Here is a 19,096-nt window from a genome sequence, read left to right on the forward strand (position 1 = left end):
AAGTAAATCACAAACATAGAATGTTCTATTCTTTTTAAGAATTTCTTTACAAGAATAAAGCAAAACAGCTCATAAAGATTGCAATAACCCATCTGAACACCATTTGGAAATAGTCTTTTTTTTATAACTTTACTCTAAATTTCAGTTGTTGGCAAATTTCTACAAAAAAGACGCTCCCTTTAAGATTTTCATCTCATTCAAAAAGTATTTGGATGTTTTGGAACACATCCGCTATAATGATCGTCTGGAATATCGTGTCAATTATGTAGAATCCCTGATAGAAAAAACCAAAAATTTCCAGGAACTGAAAGAAGGCTTTCAGGATATTTCGTTATTAGAAAAAAATGAAGAACTCATCAGACTTTTACTTGCTGATCTCTTCCCAACCGGACTTACTCATAATGAAATCAAAGCTGCTAGTATTCCGTTTTCAAATATTACTTTTAATTATACTGAACGGTTTAAAAGCATTCTTAAAGATGCCGGAAAAGACTTTGAAATAGAAATTAGAAACATAGACGATGACGAAATGTACATATTCTGTTGTTGCCTTATTTTGCAAAATTATTTCAAGAAAGATATCAGAACAACCATTCCGCTTTATTTTGATATTCCGAATAAGAACGGAATCATGAAACATTATAAAATCACGGTAAACTCTGATTTTACTGAGATTTTTCCTACCGAAAGATCTAAAATTCCGACAGATGATGTTTTAGACATGCTGCTGGAGAACATGGACGATGCCAAACTATGGAAAAAGTATTTTCCCTCTGAGGCATGGATTTTAAAAGGTTTTACTATTATTTCTTTAGTTGATTGCACCTCTGAAGTAGCATTATCTGATCTGAAATCAAGCATGATCAAAATTGATCTTGAAAATCTGACTCCTGATGAAAATCTCATCGAAATCTTTAAGTCTTACTTTGATGTTTCTGAACTGAATTTTGGTTTGATGCTCTTCAACAAAAAAGATCAGAAGCTGGAAAAAGTTCCTATCTACGAAAACGTTTTCACCAATCATATTCTTGACTTTTGGATCAATACTTTTGATGAAGAAATTCGTAGAACGACTTTCAATAACTTAAGCCATAATTCCAAACCAATTGTGATTTCCAATGTGGATAATCTGGATGAAAATATTAAGCAGCTTTCCTCTTTCAGTATTTTAAAGGATAATAATATTAATAGCTTTATGGTAATTCCTATCATGCAGGATAATGAACTTCTTGCCATCATGGAATTTACCTCACCTGTTGTCGGAAGTTTCAATGGTTTAAAGCTCAAAAAAATGGAGTTTTTCACTGATATGATGTTATTTTCACTTAACAGATTCAGTTTTGAGAAAAATTATCAGATTGAAGCTATTATCCAACGTGAATACACCTCTATTCACAACAGTGTTGTATGGAAATTCAGGAATGAAGCTGAAAAATACTTCACCGCATCACTTGGTAAAAAAATATATACCTTAAAGGAAATTTCATTTAAAAATCTTACGCCTTTGTTTGGAGTTTCAGACATCCGTTCTTCTTCTGAAAAACGTTTCAATCTGATGCTTCAAGACATTAATCAACAAATTGAATGGCTTAAAAATATTCTGACATTAACGAATTCTGATTCAGAAAAATACCTTCTTGCCCTTGAAGTTTTCGAGAATGAGCTGAATCATGAAATTAAAGCAGATACTGAACAACGCTTTCAAAGATTATTGAGAGAGGAAATACATCCTTTTTTACAGGGGAAACTGGAGATACGAACGTCAAAGGACATTAAATATATGATTCAAAATTACTTTGCACTCGTATTGACACAAACCGACTTATTCTATAATCACCGAAAAGATCTTGATAATTCCATCACTTTAGTCAACAGAAAGCTGGCTGATATGTTGGATGAAAGCCAGATTAAGGCTCAACAGATTTTTCCACATTACTATGAAAGATTCAAGTCTGATGGTGTAGAGCATAATCTTTATATCGGGCACACGATTACTCCAGACTTACATTACACTTCAAAAGTTGTTCACAAGCTAAGATACTGGCAGTTGAAAACCATCTGCAAAATGGAACTTGAATTCCAATCTTTCAAAAAAGATCTCCCTATCCAGTTGGATATTGCCTCTCTTATTTTTGTTTACAATGAGAAAATAGACATCCGTTTCAGAATGGATGAAAAACGCTTTGATGTAGACGGAGCTTATAATTCTTACTATGAGATTATCAAAAAACGTCTCGATAAAGCTCATATTAAAGACTCTTCGGAGCGCATCACTGCTCCTGGCAAGATCACCATCGTTTATTTCGGAATGGAAAACCAGAAGGAATACCTGGAATACATTACAAAACTTCAAAAGAAAGGTATTCTGGAACATGATGTAGAATTCCTTAAAGTTGAAGATCTACAGGGAATAACGGGATTGTTGGCGCTGAGAGTTTCATTATGTCAGGATCAATCCTGAACAATTAACTAATCCAAACTTTATCGTACAAAAAAACTGCTTCGAGTAAGTTTTATTTAATCCTATCAGAAGCAGCTCTATTTTATGTTTTTTTCAATTAAAGGCTTAGAAAAGCAAATCCAAAAGACAATACGGAAATAATAATCCCTGCCATAAAGATTTTATAAGTAATTGATAACAGTTTATATTTTCTATCTAAAACTTTTCCTAGATAATACAAATCCTTCACCATAGAATCATAAATATAGTCTCTATCCTTGATCAGGTCTTTCATTGCATTATGATAATCATCAAACAGCATTTGTTGGAAATTTCCGAAGAATAAAAGATTTACCTTTCTGTTGGCGATATCCTGAGAAGTAAATGTTGTTTTAGTTACATTCGGTTTTGTGGATAAAATTGCAAATATAATGGTCAAAACACTTGATAATAACAATATAAAACTCGGAAGAATAAGGTGTGAATTTTTCGGAGCATCAAGCTTAGGAACCAATACAGAAAGACAAACCGAAATAATGATTGCATTTACAGACAACAGAATATTAGCTTTACTGTCCGCAATATCACTTAATCTTGTGTGATTGTTAAGCGTAACTCTGAAAAGAGTATCTACACTTCTGTCCGATTTCTCTTTATCTTTTTTGTTATCGGATTTACTATCGGAGCTGTCTTTCTTTTCCTCTTCTTTCATTAATTTTTTTTCAATTTTCTTGATATTTTTCTTTTTCAAAGGCTCCCAGTTTTCCTTTGCATAATCTGTGTAAAAATGATGCTTGTTTTTCAGCATATCAAGATTTCCGGCATTCCATTCATCATTAGAAAAACATTTTACGTTGGTAAGCTCCCACTCTTTTCTCAGGCAATCTGAAATATCATTATAATCGTGTCCTGCAAAATGACTGAAGTCAGCATCTTTCACAATTTTTTCCAATAAATTCTGAGGTTCGTAGGTAATTTTAGTCGCAAGAATCAGTTTTTCTACATCTGAAATATAGCTTTCCTGATAGTTTTCCTGTTGTAAAAAGCCTTTCATAATTTCCACGCTTCTTTCTTCATGATTCTGGGCACATTCTATATACCCGGTATCATGAAACCATAACGCTACAAGAACTTTCTCCTGATCCTCTTTAGAAACAGGCGTGTTCTTCATGATTTCCTCAGCCTTATTGACCGTATAGGCAGTATGAATAAAATTATGATAAAAATATACTGAAGATAACTTATCTTTGAATAAGGTTTCAACATAATTTTTAGCTTTGTCTAGAATGTTCATTCCTGAATTTTTGTTAATGTAAATTTATGAATTTATCCTTTAAAACTCATCTAAAAAATACTTCTATTGTTCTGAGAACAGTCATGTCCGCCGGAGTAATGTATTCCTGTGCAACATATAACGTACAAAAGGGCAAAAACTTATTCGAAGTAAAAGATTCCGAGATAAAATCTGAAAATGACTTTAAAATTTTCCTGATCGGGGATGCCGGAAACGCGGATGAACCACAGGCACAAAAAACATTAAATCTGTTGAAAGGCAAACTGGATTCTGCCGACAGCAATTCTATGCTGATCTTTCTGGGTGATAATATTTATCCCAACGGAATGCCTAAAGAAACAGACAAAGATTATGAGTTAGCAAAACAAAAACTCGAAAATCAACTTTCTATTACCAAAAATTTTAAAGGGAAAACCCTTGTAATCCCTGGAAATCATGATTGGTATAATGGCTTGGATAGGTTAAATGCACAGGAAGCATTCGTGAAAAAATATTTTGATGATAAAAAAGCTTTCCTTCCCAAAAACGGCTGTCCAATTGATGATATCAACATTACCAAAGATATTAAGTTAATTGCTATTGATACGGAATGGGTTATTGCCAATTGGGATAATTACCCTGGAATCAATAAAAACTGTAATATCAAAACCCGTGAAGATTTCTTTACGGAATTTAAAGATCTTATCATTAAAAATCAGGGTAAGAGAATTATAGTTGCTCTTCATCATCCTATCATAAGCAGTGGAACGCATGCCGGATTTCATTCTGCAAAGTCACATCTTTTCCCACTCAAAAGTAAAGTTCCGGTACCTGTTGTCGCAAGTATGATCAATATCCTTCGAAGCTCTTCAGGAATAAGCCCGGCGGACCTCAACAATCCACACTATGCCGATCTTGCCAATAGACTAAAAAGTTTAGTTCAGGATAAAGAAAATATTATTTTTGTTTCCGGACATGACCATAATTTACAATATCATGAAGATGGAAATATCAGACAAATCATTAGTGGAGCTGGTTCAAAAACAGATCCGTCTACCATTGCAGAAAAAACAGATTTCTCTTACGGTGGAAATGGTTTTGCTGTTTTGAATATAAGAAAAGACCAGAGTACTGATGTAGAATATTTCTCTACAAAAAATGAAGAATTAAAAAAACTGACTCAGATTTCTGTGATTTCCAAACCGGATGTATTTGTAAATAATTTTCCTAATACATTTCCTTCAACCTTCTCATCAAGCATCTACCCGGTTCAGCTTACCCAAAAAGGAGGTGTTTACCGATGGTTATGGGGAGAACATTACAGGAAGTATTACGGAATTCCTATTGAAGCTCCTATAGCCAATCTTTCCGAACTTAATGGAGGTTATATTCCATTTAGGGAAGGCGGTGGAAACCAATCGAACAGTTTAAGGTTATTAGCCCCGGACGGGCAGGAATTTGTGATGCGCGGAGTAAAAAAGAGTGCCGTAAGATTCCTTAACAATATGGCTTTCACAAAGAGTACTTTCGGAGAAGAACTTACGGATACATTCCCTGAAAAATTCCTTTTGGATTTTTATACGACCAATCACCCGTTCACTCCGTTTTCAGTTGGAAATATGGCGGAAAAACTAAACATTTTTCACAGTAATCCGAAACTGTATTATATTCCTAAACAAAAGACTTTAGACCGATATAATCAAAATTACGGTGATGAAATGTATATGATAGAAGAACGTTTCTCATCGGATCCGAAAACACTTGCTTATCTGAATAATGCCAAAGATATTCTTTCAACAGATGATGTTCTGAAAAACCTCAGCAAGAACACCAAATATTCTGTGGATAAGGAATCCTATATCAGAGCAAGACTTTTTGATATGCTGATTGGTGACTGGGACAGACATTCCGATCAATGGAAATGGGCAGAATATGAAGATGGAGATAAAATTATCTACAAACCAATCCCTAAAGACAGAGATCAGGCATTCAGTAAATATGACGGAGCTGCATTTAGGCTGATTATGAATGTTCCTGCAATTCGACATATGAAAACCTTTACAGATGACATCAGCAGTGTAAAATGGCTGGCTATGGAACCATATCCAATGGATCTGGTATTCTTAAAAGGTTCTACACAGGAAGAATGGGAGACCCAGGCAAAATACATTCAGGAGCATTTAACAGATGCGGATATTGATGATACATTCCATAATCTTCCAAAAGAAGTACAGGACGAAACAATTGCAGATATTCAAAGAAAACTGAAATTAAGAAAAACAAAACTACAGAAATACGCTACCGATTATTACAATGTATTACAGGAAAAAGTACCTTTAGCCGGGACTATAAATCCTGATAAATTCGTCATTACCAAAAAAGGACACTCTGTACAGGTACAACAATATAAATTAGGAAAAAATAAGGATAAAAATGAGCTTGTTTTTGATAAAACCTATCATGATTCAAAAACAAAAGAACTTTGGATCTACGGTCTTGAAGATGATGATGTCTATGAAGTAGTAGGAATCGGAAGACCTAAAATGAACATCCGTCTAATTGGAGGAAATAATCATGATGTTTATAAAGTTGAAGATGGCAGAAAAGTAAAAATTTATGATTTTGCTTCTCAGAAAAACACATATAGAGAAGCTGGTAATGCAACTAAAAATATTTCGGACGATTATGAAATCAACACTTATAATTATAAGCATCCGAAATACAATGCTGTAGCAGGTTATCCCAACGCAGATTACAACCCCGATGACGGAGTAATCCTGGGAATGCTTGTCAATTATACAGTTAACAATTTCATCCGTGATCCCTTTACTCAAAAACATAGTTTAAAAGCTAATTTTTATACTGCTACAGCAGGTTTCAGTCTTGTTTATAAGGGAATTTTCAAGAAAGCTATTTCTGGATGGGATTTTAACTTAGATGCAGCTTATACGACTCCGAGGTTTTCCCAGAACTTCTTTGGACTTTCCAACGAAAGTGTTTATGATAAAGAAAATACGGAAAGAGAATACAACAGAGCAAGGATTTCCAAATTCAATGTTGCTCCATCCATTTCTCAGAAAACATGGATGAATTTCAATCACCAGATTCAGCTTACTTTTGAAGATAATAAAGTACAGCGAAAAGACGGCAGATTTATCAATCAGTCGCCTGATGTACGACCTGAAGTTTTCGACAGTCAGCAATTTTTAGGAGCCAACTATACATTCAGCTATAAAAATGCAGATAACGTCGCTTTTCCTACCTTAGGAATGGAATTAATGTTAAATGCAGACTGGAAAGCTACGTTCTCAAATTTCAACAGAAACTTCCTGACTCTGAAAGGTCGATTGGCAATTGATCATAGAATTGATAAGAAAGGAATTTTTGTATTTGCCAATGCCAGCAATGCCATGTGGATCAATAATCATAATTTTGAATTCTATCAGGCGGCAGCTATTGGTGGTAACAACGGAATGAGAGCCTTCCGAAATGAAAGATTCTCAGGAAGATCATACTTCGTCAATAATTCTGAAATACGATGGGATTTTGGAAGAGTTAGAAATAATATCGTTCCAGCCAATATGGGAATTCTTGTAGGCTACGATATCGGACGTGTATGGAATGACGGAGAAGACTCAAGAAAATGGCACCAATCTGTAGGAGCCGGAGTATGGCTGAGCATCGTGGAAATGATGTCTGCAAGATTAAATTATTTCTATGGCGCAGATGGCGGAAGAATATCTGCCGGTGTAGGAATGAAGTTTTAAATGAACACCAATATCAAACATAATAAAAAATGAAAAGTCCCATCTTACCGATCAGTTTTATTTTTCTGTTAATCAATATTAATTGTAATCATCAGAGTAAAAATGAAAGTGCTTCTCCAAAAACGGTAGCATCCTCACAACAGAGTAAAATTGAGAAAATACAATTAACAGAACAGACAAGAGGAAGTAATACCATTATTACTTACACTCCCTCATCTAAACTAAGCTCCTATAATGGTGAGGAAAGCAATTCCCCAATGTCTGCATCCGAATGGGGAAAAATCACAAAACAGGCAGAAGCAATAGATTTATCTAAAATCTCCACACTTCAGTCTCCTACTACAGACAGATATACGGATCGAGCTCTGATAGCGACTATTATCATCACCAGTAATGGTACAACTTACACCTCAGCAAGCTTTGATTCTGGGAAACCACCTAAAGAACTTGAGGAATTGTATAATTCAATTCAGCCATTGAAGAAAGTTCAGAAAAGAAAATTTTAATTTCAGCATAAAAAAACCACAGAATGTTCTGTGGTTTTATCTTTTATTATAATGAAATAAGAAAGTATAACCTGGTCAATTGCAGTATAACTATAAGTTCATTGACGAATTGAAGCCAAGCATTTTTTACTGGTTTAGTAAAAATTTATACACATTTCCGCCTTCCTCTTTTCCTTTCTCGTCAGCAATCATTAACGTTTTATCATCGAAGAATACAATGGCTTCTTTTTGAGAGTTATGATTCAATGAGATTTTCTCAATATTTGCTGTATTGAAGTTATCAGGAGTAAATCCTGTAAGAACATGTACATTTTTATGGGTCAGTAATACAATCTTATCTTTTGTACTGTTAATTGTAGCAGAAGTAATCGCTGCATCATTGTATCCACCCTGAAGCTTTAATTTCCCAATCAACTTTGCTTCAAAAGCACCTTCTTTGTTAGGAACTTTAAACACCAGGAATGTTCCGTCAAAACCTTTACTTCTGTTTTTTGTAAACAGGTAAAAATTGCCATCCATTTCTACAAAACCTTCACAATCGTATAGAAGATTTGATTTTTTTGGTGGAAACTCTGTTTGCCCTTCATAATGAAATTTAGTTGTCTGAATAACTTTTGTGGTTGCTTGAGCAGCATCTTTCAGATCAGTTTTCAAAATAGCAAGATCCTGTCTGTTATTATCATTATTACCAAAATCTCCGATATAAATATTTCCCTGTACATCAGAAATAATATCTTCCCAATCTGTATTTTCAGCGTTTTCTACGGGCACTTTGGCAAGCATTTCTCCTTTTTCATTAAGACCATAAATTGCATTTTTATTTCCTCTGTCCTCTATTACCCAGATCGTTTTTTTATCTTTTGATAAAGTAATACCAGAAACTTCCTTTAGCTTTTTAGGTAAAGAAAATTGCAGTTGCAGATCATCTCCTGACGCAGGTGAATTTTGAGCTTTAGGGTTACAGCTTAATAAAAATAGAGGTAGTATAAGAAGTCTTAGCATGTGTTGTGGTTTTAATTTAAACTGAAAATAAGAAGCATTAATTGTTCCTATTAAGAAACTATTGTAATTGTTTTGCTTTTTCCCAAAGAACATCCATTTCTTCCAGCGTCATATCCGCCAGCTTAGCATTTTGTTCTTCAGCAAGCCCTTCCATTTTTTGAAATCTTGAAATAAACTTCAGGTTTGTTCTTTCCAGGGCGGAGTCCGGGTTAATTCCGGAGATTCTTGCATAATTAATCAATGAAAAAAATACATCTCCCAGCTCCTGTTCTTTTTTATCCAGGTCTGTTTCAGCATGAAATTCCTGGATTTCTTCATCTACTTTTTTCCACGCATCTTCTGCATCGTGAAACTCAAAGCCGATTCCTTTCACCTTATCCTGAATTCTGTAAGCTTTGACCAGGCTTGGTAAACTTTTCGGAACACCTCCAAGAATAGATTTATTTCCTTCTTTTAATTTCAGCTTTTCCCAGTTCTGCTTTACTTCTTCTTCATCTTTCACTTCAGTATCACCATAAATATGCGGATGACGGAAGATGAGTTTTTCATTAAGAGAATTAATAACATCTGCTATATCAAAGCTTTCTTTTTCAGAACCTATTTTAGAATAAAAAACCAGATGAAGCAAAACATCACCTAATTCTTTTTTGATTTCCTGTAAATCTTCCTGTAAAATAGCATCAGACAATTCATAAGTTTCTTCAAGGGTAAGATGCCTCAATGACTGCAACGTCTGTTTCTGATCCCACGGGCATTTCTCACGCAGATCATCCATAATATCCAACAACCTTCCGAATGCTTCTAGTTTCTCCTGTTTTGTATTCATAATTTGAGAATTCAAGTCTTACAAATTTAAGAATTGTTTCCGGCATTCTTGCTATACAATCATTTCAACCTCACAGCATAAAAAAACCTTCCAGCGAACGAACTGAAAGGTTTTGTATTGTAAATTCAAAAATGAATTATCCTTTTTTAGTATGAGTACTTTTAGGAGCTGCTTTTGCTGCTGAAGTAGCTTTTACTTTTGGAGCTGCAGGCTTTTCCGCTTTAGGAGCTGCTTTTTTAGCTTCTTTTTCTACACTTACTTCTTCTTTAGCTGGCTCACCTTCTAAAGTTTCAGGCTCTGCTTTTACGAAGCTTTCCGGAGTGATGTACCCAGCTTTGTGAAGGATGTTATACCACTGAGCTAATTTCTTGATGTCTGAAGAATATACTCTTTCAGTATCGTAGTTAGGAAGTGAAGTTAACATAAAGTCTTTCAACTCAGCATCAGTAGATTTGTGAGAAATCGTTTCTTTGTACTCGTTGTTTTTAGCAATATTTTCAAAAACTTCGAACAAAGGAACTTCCTTATCAAATGTAAACATTGCGATATTGTCTAATAAGCTTACCTGGCTAGAGTTTCCAATGCTTACTTTTTTCTTATTGGTAACATCTTCAATGATGAATCCGTTTCTTAATTGAGAAACTAATTTGTAAAGTCCTGGTTTTCCAGAAATTGAAATTATTTTTTCTAACAGCATAATTTTATTTTTTGTAATTTCTGCAATCGGCTCGTGGCTTATTGCGTTTTATTATTCTTTTTTAATCCTTATTTAAATTATTTTGGAAATCTCATTTTGTAACCAATGCTTACATCACCCTGAGTGATTTTCGTAAGTTTTCCTTTTACCAGCTTTTTCTTCAAAGCACTTAAGTGATCAGTGAAAAGTACTCCTTCAATGTGATCATATTCATGCTGAATTACGCGGGCTCTAATATCGGAAAAAGTTTCTGTATGTTTCACAAAATTTTCGTCATAATATTCAATAACGATTGTACCCTTTCTTTTCACGTCTTCTCTTACATCCGGAATAGAGAGGCAACCTTCATTGAACTTCCATTCTTCGCCGGATTCTTCTAAAATTCTGGCGTTGATGAATACTTTTTTGAACTCTGCAAGCTCATCTTTAATGTCTTCATAATCCTCATCTTCTGCAAGAGGAGTCACATCTATTACAAACAGACGGATATCCAAACCGATCTGAGGCGCTGCAAGACCTATTCCGTTCGCGCTGTACATCGTTTCGAACATGTTATCTATCAGTTCCTGTAATTCGGGATAGTCTTTTTCTATATCTTTCCCTACTTTTCTCAAAACAGGATCTCCAAAAGCTCTTATTGGTAATATCATCTTAATCTTTGTTCTAAAAAATTCTGCAATATGATCGTTGCACTTACTTTATCTATTAATCCTTTTTCCTGTCTTTTCTTCTTATTTTTCCCACTTTGGGAAATAAAGAATGAAGCCATTTTGGAAGTAAATCTTTCATCAAAACGATGGACAGTAATATCTGAAAATTCTTTTTTAAACTCTTCAATAAACTTTAAAATATCAGTTTCCACCTCTGAAATATTTCCTTTCAGGTCTATGGGAAGCCCAATCACTACTTCATCTACCTTATTTTCGTTGAAATATTTTTTCAAAAATTCCATCAAGTTACGGTTCTCTACAGTCTCCAATCCACTGGCGATGATCTGCATATCGTCTGTTGCAGCGATACCACAACGTGCTTTTCCGTAGTCTATTGCAAGGATTTGTCCCATAAGTCTGCAAATTTAGTAAAATTTACTGATTTTATTCATAACGCAGTTTTTTTCTCCAAATCATGTTTTATTCCATTATTTTTTTTATAATTTTAATCTTCCAAAAAACAAATATATGAAGAGACTCATCCTCGTAAGACATGCAAAAAGCGACTGGCCGGAAGAAACGGAGGACTTTGACAGACCCTTGGCAGACAAAGGACTGGAGGATGCTATGAACATGTCCAGATTCCTGAAAAATAATAATATTTCCATTGATCATTTTGTATCAAGCCCGGCAGTACGTGCTTTGAATACCTGTAAAATTTTTAATCAGACCTATCAGCTGAACTGCTCTACTGATGAAAAACTTTATAATCCTTCGGAAAGCAATTTTGAATCTGTAATCTATGACCTGGATGATAATTTGAGCTCAGTTGCTCTTTTCTCTCATAATAATGGAATTTCCAATTTTGCTAATTCTATTTCTGAGGATATTTTTCATTTTCCGACGTGTGGTGTAGCCGGTTTTGAAGTAGACTGCAATTCCTGGGCTGAATTTGACGGAGCCAGAAAAAAACTCCTTTTCTTTTATGAGCCAGGGAAAATCTAGTTTCACTACAATTATATTTTATGCTATAATTTTTACTTTCTTTTCATGTCAGAAAAAGGAAAGAACTTATTTTGAAACGATTGCACTCAATGATGTAAAACTATCCAATCCAAAACCAGGAAGCTGGAGGTATGATCATGATGAAAAATTCCAAAAGTTTGAGGACTTTCAAAAGGTAAAGAAAATAAAACCTGAAACAGGAAAAAATATAATTTACCTTCAACCCATAGGAGAGTTTAGCAATCTTCAGAAAAACGAGATCAAACTTACACAGGAATATTTAAAAATATATTTCCAGTTAGAAACGAAAATTTTACCAACGTTATCTAATAGTATTTTTCCTAAATCTATAAGAAGGATAAAAGATGAGCATGAGCAAATATTGGCTGGATATGTATTGGACAGTATTCTGATGAAAAGAAAGCCAAAAGATGCTGTCGTATTAATGGGAATTACAGAAAAAGATTTATTTCCAAGACCAGAATGGAACTATGTGTTCGGACTTGCCTCTTATGAGAATGGCGTGGGTGTAACATCTATATACCGATTTTCAAATGGTAGCTTAACTGAATCCAATTTTAATAAAAGCCTTATCAGATTAATGAAAATAGGTTCTCATGAAATTGGGCATATGTTTGGAATCAGTCATTGCCTTAATGCCAACTGCGTAATGAATGGAACCAATACCCTTCAGGAAACAGACTTTCATTATGCAAGAGCATGCTCACTCTGCCAAAGAAAACTGAATTCAAGTATTCCTTATGATAATAAAAAACGTTTACTTGAACTAAAAAGTTTTTTTGAAAAACATCACCTCAATTCTGAAATTTCACGTGCTGAACAGGATCTTAACCTCGTTCAGTAAACCAAATTTTATTTTACAAACCCATATTCCCCTCCTTCGGAGGGGTGGCAAAAAATATATTTTTTGACGGGGTGGTTCACTTCAGTTTCGGCTAAAGCCAATTGATTATAATTTTTATTTGATAACGGGCTAAATCCCGTTCCTATTGATACAATTTATATATAATTTTTTGCCATAAAATTTCTCATCATCTGTGAACATCACAAAAAAAGAACGGACTTGTGTCCGTTCTTCATAAAGTATATTTTGTTATTCCAATTTTTGCATTTTTATTTCCTTCTCAGATCCAGATCATCAAAATCAAAACTGAAATCCGTAACATCTGAAATTGCTTTCAACCTTGCAGATTGAGCTTTTCCGTTCTCATCAAAATCGAAGATAATGTAAGCATCGGCATCATAACTTCTGTCGTCCCACTTAATGATGAATGAATTATTAGAATAAGGAAGCAATTCTCCTTTTAATCTCGGTGAATTTTTACATGAAATTCTGTAAGTATTTCCCTGTTGTGCTATATCAACATCTCCAAACCAGGTATCATTGTAGGTTCCAGTAAACTGTTCAGCTTTTGGCTGAAGCCCTTTCTCTTTCTTAAATGTTTCAGATTTTGTAAATGCTTCTTTCTTTTGTTTATCATAGTCAGCATTTATTTTAGTCATTCTGTCTCCATATGTTTTCAGCCAGTTTCTATCTGCTACTCCAAGATAAGAATCTTTAACTGTATTCGTAATGGTATTGAATGCTGCTCCTGACTGTTGATTCGTTAATACCACAATCCCCAATTTAAGATCAGGAATTAAAGTAAACTGAGTAACAGTTCCTATTAATCCTCCTGTATGCTGTACTTGTTTATGTCCTTTTACATCGCTAAGGAACCAGCCTAGACCATATCCGTAGAAACTTGTATCATATGGATTTTTTGCCGCAACTCTATCCGGAATCTGCAAGCTCCAAAGCTGTTGAACATTCTTATCTGAAACTAATTTTTTGCCGTCTTTGGTTGTAAAATTATTCAACAGACATTCTGCCCAGGTTGTCATATCTTTGATATTACTCATTATTCCGCCCGCTGCATTGGCTGTTTCGTTCCAGTCGTGAGGTACAGCAATTGCTTTTCCGTCTACCGGAGCATGAGCATCAATTTTATTGGCTGCATTTTTAGCTCTGTTGTAGCTTCCAAAACTCGATGTCATTCCTACAGGCTTCATAATTTTCTGTTCGATAAATTCAGCCCAAGTCAAACCGGAAATTCTGTGGATAACTTCTCCGGCAACGATAAACATAATATTATTATAATCTAAAGTCGTTCTGAAAGGGTTTTCCGGTTTCAGATACCTTACATTGTGAACAATATCATTAACACTTAAGTTTCCGCCTTCAGGAAAAAACATAAGATCTCCTTGTCCTAATCCTAGCCCTGCCCTATGTGTAATAAGGTCCTTTACCGTTACATTTTGGGAAACATAGGGATCATACATCTGGAATTCAGGAATATATTTTGAAACTTTATCATCCCAGTTCAACTTTCCTTCATCTGCAAGAATTGCCAATGCCACACACGTAAACCCTTTTGAATTGGAAGCAATTCCCACAAGCGTATTATCATCCATTGCCTGTTTTGTAGTAAGAGAACGTACTCCAAAGCCTTTAGAATAGGTTACTTTACCATCTTTTACAATTCCTACTGACATTCCGGGAACATCAAAAGTTTTCAGAGTATTTTGGATCAATTCATCCAGTTTTTTTTCTTCAACCTGAGCATTTGCTATTCCTACGGTTAAAAGAAACATGAAAAAAGAAAGTTTCTGCTTCATTACTTTTTAATTTTCCCAAATTTAGTAAATATTGATGATCTTAATTTTGCCAATCGTAAAAGTTTACCTACATTTCCTGTCAATCGTTTATTTTCTATGAAAAAACCTATGTATGCCGTCCTGTTCTCTATTTTTTCAATCGGTTTTGTTAAAAGCCAGGACAGAACGTCTAATCCTCTTCTTCTACAAAACTGGAAACTTAATAAACTAGACACTTATATTTACACGTATGAAGTACAGGATTCGTTTGATACAAAAACTCCAGGTATAAAATTTAATAAAAACGGTAAAGTTACAGGCAATCTAAGCAAAGCCACCAGTGGATATGACATTAAAACTGATTTGCCTAGCAAAACACCCAAACCCGAACGTTATCTTGGCAGCTGGAAAAAAGTTTCAGATTCTACAATTGCAATTTCATTCTCGTCAAATACAAGTATGACCGGGACTTTTATTATTTCAAAACTGAACAGTCATGAACTGAAATTAAAGAAAGTTTTCAGTGCAGATATTGAAAAAAAACTTGATTCTATACGCAGAACGAAAGATATTTCTTACTAATTTTTTTAAAGACTTCTTCAACTTCCTTAATTGTCAAAAAATATTTTTTGTCAAAGCTTCGCTATATTTGCAATCTGAAAAGTGGCAATAAAGATTATTACCAATCAACCCAATATTACTGAAACGCTCATGACAAAAATTCTTCTCCTTTCTGATTCTCATTCTTATATTGATGAAAGAATCCTGGAATATGCTTCTCAGGCTGATGAAATCTGGCATTGTGGAGACTTTGGAAGTGTAGATGTGATTGAACAGCTTGAAAAGATTAAACCTTTAAAAGGAGTTTACGGAAATATTGATAATGCAAAAATACGTGCTGAGTTTCCGGAGGTCAACCGTTTTATTTGTGAAAACCTTGAAGTGTTGATGATTCACATCGGAGGATATCCAGGAAAATATACACCTTTAACGAAAAAGGAAATTGCTGAAAAATCTCCGAAGTTATTTATTTCCGGACATTCTCATATTTTAAAGGCTATGTATGATGAAAAAAACAGTCTGTTACACCTAAACCCCGGAGCTTGTGGAAAGCAGGGATGGCATAAAGTGAGAACGATGATGCGTTTTGTAGTGGATGGCGAGGAAATAAAGGATCTTGAGGTAATAGAATTGGGACCGAGAGTATAAATAAAGCAATATGACTGATCAATAAAAAGCATTCGTTAAAAAAATATGAAAATTGGGGATACAGTTTCTGTAGTAGATGAAGATTTAAGCGGAGTGGTAACTTCCGTGAAAGGAAATATTGTGGTTTTTAAGGACGAATACGGATTTACTCATCAATATCCGAAAGAAAAGCTGGTTCCCAAGAATGTTGATTTCTACGAAAACATAAGAATAGAAAGAAAAGCCGAGCCTAAAAAGATCATTTCAAAAAAACATCAGAAAAATCATTTGGTTTTGGATCTTCATTTTCATAATTTGGTAAAGAATCCTAATGACTATGATAGCTTTGAAAGATTATTTATTCAAAAGGAAAAACTGATTGAAGTCATTGAGTTCTGCCGAAAGAATAATCTGAAAAGGCTGGAGATCGTTCACGGAATTGGTGATGGTACGCTTCAGAGAATGGTTAGGGATGTATTGGAAAGCCAGGTCAATATTGATTTTTATAATAAGGAAATACTTCACCATCAATCGGGTGCGGTAATGGTAGAATTTCACTAAATTTGCAGGAACAGAAATATGAACGTACTTAATTTACTTTTTACCAAAGACGGATTGATCTATCAGATTGTTAAAAACAAAAGCATTCTGGAAGAGAAATCTTATTTTGTGACTGAAGAAACACCCGCTAACCTAATTGAGGAACAGCTGGATGAAGTTCTTATCAAGCAACGCTTTGATGAAATTCAGGTGATCTCCGCACTGAATCATTTTACCCTGATGCCAGAAGGTTTTTCTGAGCATGATGCCGGATTTGACTTAATTTCTTTCAATGCTCCGGCTGATAGAGAGAAAGAGGAACTGATGTTATCCATCAACAAAAAATTTAATATTCAGTTTTATTATACTTTCCCAAAAAACTATTACAAGAAGATCAAGGAACTTGCTATCCCGGTACATTTTAATTTTTCCGGAGAAAAGTTTCTGAGCTCTCTCAATAATAAAAATAATAAGGAAATTCACATTAACCTTTATCATAATCAATGTGAGTTTTTTGCCATAGACAACAAAAAGATTATTCTTTACAACAACCTGGATGTGAATTCTGAAGTTGATTTCCTTTACTTTGTGATGTTTACACTGAGCAAGATCGGTTTTGGAATCAATGAAACAAGTTTCTATGCTTATGGAGAAACTACAGAGAATGAAACATTCATTTCCGAACTTCAAAAGTTTGTAAAGAATCTAAAAATTGTTTTTGACAATATTCCTAATAAGAATTTTATACTTAATTAGATTGTAGGCTACAGCTTATCTTAATGATCTGCTTCCTATAATCTAGTCCCTAAACCCTAACAAAAATATGTTCAGAATAATATCCGGCAAATGGAAAGCCAAAAAAATTGCCGCTCCCAAAAACTTTGATGTAAGACCTACAACGGATTTTGCCAAGGAAGCTTTATTCAGTATTTTGGAAAACAAATACGATATGCAATCCATTTCAGTATTGGATCTTTTTGCAGGAATCGGTTCTATTACTTTGGAGTTTGCTTCCAGAGGATGTCAGAATATAACTTCTGTAGAGATGAATCCAAAACATACTGCTTTCATCAATTCTACAGCATCCGAATTGGATATGGCTCTTCAGATCAATGTACAGAGAGGCGATGTATTTGATTGGCTTAAAAAGTTCAGAAACAAAAAATCCTTTGAGATTGTTTTTTCTGATGCTCCTTTTGAAATGGAAGAAAAGAAATATTACGAGCTAATTTCCTTAGTTTTAAATAACAAATACTTAAAGGAAAATGGAGTTCTTATTGTAGAACATCAAAGCCGTATGAAACTTGAGCATCCAAATTTAGTAGACACCAGAAAATACGGAAACGTAAGTTTCAGTTTTTTTGAACCCAATAAAGAAGATAATCAGGAACTTTAGTTCTTGATTATTTTTTTTGAATTTGCAGGAGCTGCAATTCCCCACTGGGTAATAGCTTCCAATACCGGGAGCAATGTTTTTCCAAAATCCGTTAAAGTATATTCTACCATCAAAGGAGGTTTTTCTGTATATACTTTTCTGTCTATAATATTATCTTCTTCCAGTTGTTTAAGCTGAAGACTCAATGTCCTTTCCGTAATTGTAGGAATAACTTTCCTCAATTCATTATATCTTTTTGCACCATTGATAAGATGGTGCAAAATTACTGCCTTCCATTTTCCTCCTATGAACCTCATGGTTACACTTGTGCAGCATGGGTAAGATTTGTTGTCTATGATATACATTTTTATACTATCCTTTTTTACCGTTATTGCAAAGTTAACAAACTTAAATTAATTTTGTAACTATAAAAATGATAGTATAAAATTATGAACTTTTTAGACAAAATGAAAACAAGGTATACTGTGAAAAAGTATAACCCACAAGGAAACATCAATGAAGAACAAATTTCTCAACTGAAAGAAATTCTGAACCTTAGTCCTTCTTCCATCAATAGCCAACCATGGAATTTTATCTTTGTAAATCGTGGTGAACTGAAGGATCAGCTCGCAGAAGTTTCTTTCATCAATAAAGAGAAAGTATTGGATTGCAGCCATCTCATTATATTCCAAGTTCTTAAAAATCCTGAAGATTTTGAAAAACAAATTGAAGAAAACTTACCGGAAGGCGCTGTTAATTATTACAAAACAAGAGTAAAACCTAAAGGTAATGAGTCTGTAAAATCATGGCTTGGACATCAGGTGTATTTATCACTGGGAGTACTTCTTTCTGCTTGTGCTGACATGGGCATAGATTCTACTCCTATGGAAGGAATAGAGCCGGAACAATATGATGAAATCCTGAAAAATGACAAGTATGAAACGTTATTTGCTGTAGCAATCGGAGAGAAATTAGATTCTGATGCTAATCAACCGAAATTCAACCCAAAATCAAGATTGAAAGCTGAGAAAGTAATCTTGGAAGTATAGTTTTTTAAACACAAATTGCACGAATTCTCTCACAAATAGTCACAAATATCTATGAGATCTGTGGAAAATAAAAACTTATACCTTCTGCATAATTTGCGTGTTGATGTTTTTGAGATTGTT

At 34.2% G+C, this 19,096-nt stretch carries 19 protein-coding genes; 11 read left to right on the forward strand and 8 right to left on the reverse strand.

What is annotated here, in order from left to right:
- Nucleotides 1-148: 148 nt before the first annotated feature.
- Nucleotides 149-2,461, forward strand: a complete 2,313-nt coding sequence (locus BBI01_RS21330; protein ID WP_065396651.1) for a GAF domain-containing protein — start codon at nucleotides 149-151, stop codon at nucleotides 2,459-2,461.
- Between the two features lie 97 nt (nucleotides 2,462-2,558).
- On the opposite strand, the gene BBI01_RS21335 is transcribed toward BBI01_RS21330, so the two are convergent.
- Entirely contained in the window at nucleotides 2,559-3,734 is a 1,176-nt protein-coding gene (locus BBI01_RS21335) for a Pycsar system effector family protein (RefSeq protein WP_065396652.1), read from the reverse strand.
- A gap of 26 nt (nucleotides 3,735-3,760) precedes the next feature.
- Here BBI01_RS21335 and BBI01_RS21340 point away from each other — a divergent pair, with 26 nt between their 5' ends.
- Both BBI01_RS21340 and BBI01_RS21345 read left to right on the forward strand, forming a co-directional pair.
- Nucleotides 3,761-7,480: a metallophosphoesterase gene (locus tag BBI01_RS21340; protein ID WP_065396653.1), complete on the forward strand. Its 3,720-nt coding sequence runs from the start codon at nucleotides 3,761-3,763 to the stop codon at nucleotides 7,478-7,480.
- A 29-nt stretch (nucleotides 7,481-7,509) separates the two neighbouring features.
- Nucleotides 7,510-7,986, forward strand: coding sequence for a hypothetical protein (locus BBI01_RS21345; RefSeq protein WP_065396654.1), 477 nt, complete (start codon nucleotides 7,510-7,512; stop codon nucleotides 7,984-7,986).
- A 126-nt stretch (nucleotides 7,987-8,112) separates the two neighbouring features.
- Here BBI01_RS21345 and BBI01_RS21350 read toward each other — a convergent pair whose 3' ends face one another.
- The 5 genes from BBI01_RS21350 to ruvX form a co-directional block, all read right to left on the reverse strand.
- On the reverse strand, nucleotides 8,113-8,988 hold the full coding sequence (locus BBI01_RS21350; protein ID WP_065396655.1) for a hypothetical protein: 876 nt from the start codon (nucleotides 8,986-8,988) through the stop codon (nucleotides 8,113-8,115).
- A gap of 58 nt (nucleotides 8,989-9,046) precedes the next feature.
- Nucleotides 9,047-9,814 (reverse strand): nucleoside triphosphate pyrophosphohydrolase, encoded by a 768-nt coding sequence (mazG, locus tag BBI01_RS21355; protein WP_065396656.1) that lies wholly within the window; start codon nucleotides 9,812-9,814, stop codon nucleotides 9,047-9,049.
- 136 nt (nucleotides 9,815-9,950) lie between these two features.
- Nucleotides 9,951-10,511 carry a DUF5606 family protein gene (locus BBI01_RS21360; protein ID WP_065396657.1) on the reverse strand — a complete coding sequence of 187 codons (561 nt, stop codon included), beginning with the start codon at nucleotides 10,509-10,511 and terminating at the stop codon, nucleotides 9,951-9,953.
- A gap of 77 nt (nucleotides 10,512-10,588) precedes the next feature.
- Nucleotides 10,589-11,161: a peptide deformylase gene (gene def, locus BBI01_RS21365; protein ID WP_065396658.1), complete on the reverse strand. Its 573-nt coding sequence runs from the start codon at nucleotides 11,159-11,161 to the stop codon at nucleotides 10,589-10,591.
- Nucleotides 11,158-11,574, reverse strand: coding sequence for a Holliday junction resolvase RuvX (ruvX, locus tag BBI01_RS21370; RefSeq protein ID WP_065396659.1), 417 nt, complete (start codon nucleotides 11,572-11,574; stop codon nucleotides 11,158-11,160). The genes def and ruvX overlap by 4 nt, the downstream gene beginning before the upstream one ends.
- Before the next feature lie 115 nt (nucleotides 11,575-11,689).
- Here ruvX and BBI01_RS21375 point away from each other — a divergent pair, with 115 nt between their 5' ends.
- Nucleotides 11,690-12,166 carry a SixA phosphatase family protein gene (locus BBI01_RS21375; protein WP_065396660.1) on the forward strand — a complete coding sequence of 159 codons (477 nt, stop codon included), beginning with the start codon at nucleotides 11,690-11,692 and terminating at the stop codon, nucleotides 12,164-12,166.
- Nucleotides 12,147-13,031: an archaemetzincin gene (locus BBI01_RS21380; protein WP_065396661.1), complete on the forward strand. Its 885-nt coding sequence runs from the start codon at nucleotides 12,147-12,149 to the stop codon at nucleotides 13,029-13,031. Before BBI01_RS21375 ends, BBI01_RS21380 begins: the two co-directional genes overlap by 20 nt.
- A gap of 269 nt (nucleotides 13,032-13,300) precedes the next feature.
- On the opposite strand, the gene BBI01_RS21385 is transcribed toward BBI01_RS21380, so the two are convergent.
- Nucleotides 13,301-14,845 carry a serine hydrolase gene (locus tag BBI01_RS21385; protein ID WP_065396662.1) on the reverse strand — a complete coding sequence of 515 codons (1,545 nt, stop codon included), beginning with the start codon at nucleotides 14,843-14,845 and terminating at the stop codon, nucleotides 13,301-13,303.
- Between the two features lie 96 nt (nucleotides 14,846-14,941).
- On the opposite strand from BBI01_RS21385, the gene BBI01_RS21390 reads away from it, so the two are divergent.
- The 5 genes from BBI01_RS21390 to BBI01_RS21410 all read left to right on the forward strand — a co-directional run bounded on the left by BBI01_RS21390 (nucleotide 14,942) and on the right by BBI01_RS21410 (nucleotide 17,948).
- Nucleotides 14,942-15,406, forward strand: a complete 465-nt coding sequence (locus BBI01_RS21390) for a hypothetical protein (RefSeq protein WP_065396663.1) — start codon at nucleotides 14,942-14,944, stop codon at nucleotides 15,404-15,406.
- 129 nt (nucleotides 15,407-15,535) lie between these two features.
- The gene (locus tag BBI01_RS21395; RefSeq protein WP_065396714.1) at nucleotides 15,536-16,033 is read left to right on the forward strand and encodes a metallophosphoesterase family protein; all 498 of its coding nucleotides are present in this window, start codon (nucleotides 15,536-15,538) and stop codon (nucleotides 16,031-16,033) included.
- A 45-nt stretch (nucleotides 16,034-16,078) separates the two neighbouring features.
- On the forward strand, nucleotides 16,079-16,573 hold the full coding sequence (locus BBI01_RS21400) for a DUF8465 domain-containing protein (RefSeq protein WP_065396664.1): 495 nt from the start codon (nucleotides 16,079-16,081) through the stop codon (nucleotides 16,571-16,573).
- An 18-nt stretch (nucleotides 16,574-16,591) separates the two neighbouring features.
- On the forward strand, nucleotides 16,592-17,308 hold the full coding sequence (locus tag BBI01_RS21405; protein WP_065396665.1) for a DUF3822 family protein: 717 nt from the start codon (nucleotides 16,592-16,594) through the stop codon (nucleotides 17,306-17,308).
- Between the two features lie 67 nt (nucleotides 17,309-17,375).
- Complete coding sequence (locus tag BBI01_RS21410; RefSeq protein WP_065396666.1) at nucleotides 17,376-17,948, forward strand: RsmD family RNA methyltransferase; 573 nt, start codon at nucleotides 17,376-17,378, stop codon at nucleotides 17,946-17,948.
- Here the strand turns inward: BBI01_RS21410 and BBI01_RS21415 are convergent.
- Nucleotides 17,945-18,292, reverse strand: coding sequence for a winged helix-turn-helix transcriptional regulator (locus BBI01_RS21415; RefSeq protein ID WP_065396667.1), 348 nt, complete (start codon nucleotides 18,290-18,292; stop codon nucleotides 17,945-17,947). The two genes, BBI01_RS21410 and BBI01_RS21415, sit on opposite strands and share 4 nt — an antisense overlap.
- Before the next feature lie 84 nt (nucleotides 18,293-18,376).
- Here BBI01_RS21415 and BBI01_RS21420 point away from each other — a divergent pair, with 84 nt between their 5' ends.
- A complete protein-coding gene (locus BBI01_RS21420; protein ID WP_065396668.1) occupies nucleotides 18,377-18,976 on the forward strand; it encodes a nitroreductase family protein in 600 nt (199 codons plus the stop codon).
- Nucleotides 18,977-19,096: the final 120 nt, after the last annotated feature.

Origin of the sequence: Chryseobacterium artocarpi, assembly GCF_001684975.1 — a bacterium.
Taxonomy (GTDB): domain Bacteria; phylum Bacteroidota; class Bacteroidia; order Flavobacteriales; family Weeksellaceae; genus Chryseobacterium; species Chryseobacterium artocarpi.